This window comes from Aeromonas schubertii, from assembly GCF_000820105.1.
GTDB classification, from domain to species: Bacteria; Pseudomonadota; Gammaproteobacteria; order Enterobacterales; family Aeromonadaceae; genus Aeromonas; species Aeromonas schubertii.
In genome coordinates, this window is record NZ_CDDB01000032.1 from 1 (window position 1) to 1,016 (window position 1,016).

1 pseudogene is annotated in these 1,016 nt (G+C 67.3%); it reads right to left on the reverse strand.

The window, feature by feature from the left end:
• Positions 1-946: pseudogene (locus tag BN1133_RS06290) on the reverse strand (alpha-2-macroglobulin family protein); the annotation flags it as partial.
• Between the last annotated feature and the right edge of the window lie 70 nt (positions 947-1,016).

Here is a 1,016-nt window from a genome sequence, read left to right on the forward strand (position 1 = left end):
GGGCCCCGGTGGGATCGACGAAGCTGGCGTGGCCCAGCTCGTCACTCTTCTTGACCTGCAGGCGATTGCCCTTCTCGTCGAGCAGCGAGAGCTGAACCCCGACATCGGCCTCGCCGCTGGCAAGGGAGCTCACGAACACCTCGAGACGGTCCTGATAACGGCGGGCGGCAAGCCCCATGTCGCTGACCGCAAAGTAGGTGGTCTCCTTGCGCCAGCCGTAGTCCCCGATGGGACTCATGACGGCAAAATAGACGCCGGCGGCGCTGAGGGACTTGTCGCCGATGTCGATGAGGCGGGTCTCGCGCCGGTTGGGGTCGAGCTCGAGGCCATAGCGCCCGGAGTAGACCCGGGTTGCGTGGGAGGAGACCTGCTCCAGATCCCAGTTCCCCATGCCGCTTCCCGGCCGGTAGCGGGCCAGAAAGGTCGGCAGCCAGGCCGGATCGATGCGCCAGAAGTCGATGTTCACCTCGCTCACATTCACGGCGCTGATGGGCAGACGCAGTGACGAGCGCAGGGGCAGCACCATGCCGCTCGAGGCAAACGTGGCCCCCGCCTGCAGGGGACGGGTCGTGAGGCTCCAGCGCCCGGCCTGGGGGCCCAGCCCCGTTTTGAGGCTCACCTCATAGGTGCGATCGGGCTGTACTGCTGTGAAATAGAGGGTGCGACCCTCCTCGCCGAGCACCCAGTCACCGGCCACCTGCTTGCCGGCCTCTTCCACCAACAACCACTCACGCCAGCTGCTGCGCGCCTCGAGCGGGGCATCAAATACCAGGGCCAGGGCCGGAGCATCACGCCAGGTGCGGGCAACGGCCTGACTGATGGCGGCCGGGGTGCGCGCCTCACTCGACGGGGGCGGGGCCTCGCCGGCGGGCTTGCAAGCGGACAGACCCAGGGCCAGCAAGGTGGTGAGCAGCAGGGTTCGAAACGGGATGCAGGAGGTGCGCATGGGGAAAATCCATCAGGGCTGGAATGGCACTAGCATATGCCTGCGGCGCCCCCCGGCCAATCCCTCAGTG